The organism is Streptococcus suis (assembly GCF_002964045.1).
GTDB lineage: Bacteria > Bacillota > Bacilli > Lactobacillales > Streptococcaceae > Streptococcus > Streptococcus suis_U.
The window spans coordinates 1-283 of sequence record NZ_POPB01000196.1; the positions used below are offsets into that span (position 1 = coordinate 1).

The 283-nt window shown below is 43.5% G+C and carries 1 protein-coding gene; it reads right to left on the minus strand.

What is annotated here, in order from left to right:
• The coding region (locus tag C1E99_RS15155; RefSeq protein WP_419580070.1) for a transposase at positions 1-283 on the minus strand (283 nt) is incomplete at both ends.

A 283-nucleotide genomic window follows, 5' to 3' on the forward strand; every position in this document is an offset into this window, starting at 1 on the left:
GAGGCTGGGCAAAAACTAGCCAATAACTAAAAAAATACACAGACAGATTGAGCTGCTTCAGATGAAATCCAGCCGAACTGTCTGTGTTTTTCTTTCTGTTTCTACTCTCTTGGACTAATTTCTTAGCCAATTTCGTTAGATTCATGCTCATTAGGAGGAATCCTATCTCTGTTTCAACCACCTTTTGACCTCTGACATGGACTCTGCGCACGCCAAAAACACCCTTCATCCTACCAAATACAGGTTCGACATCCACCTTGCGTTTGGCATAAATGCGGGCTCC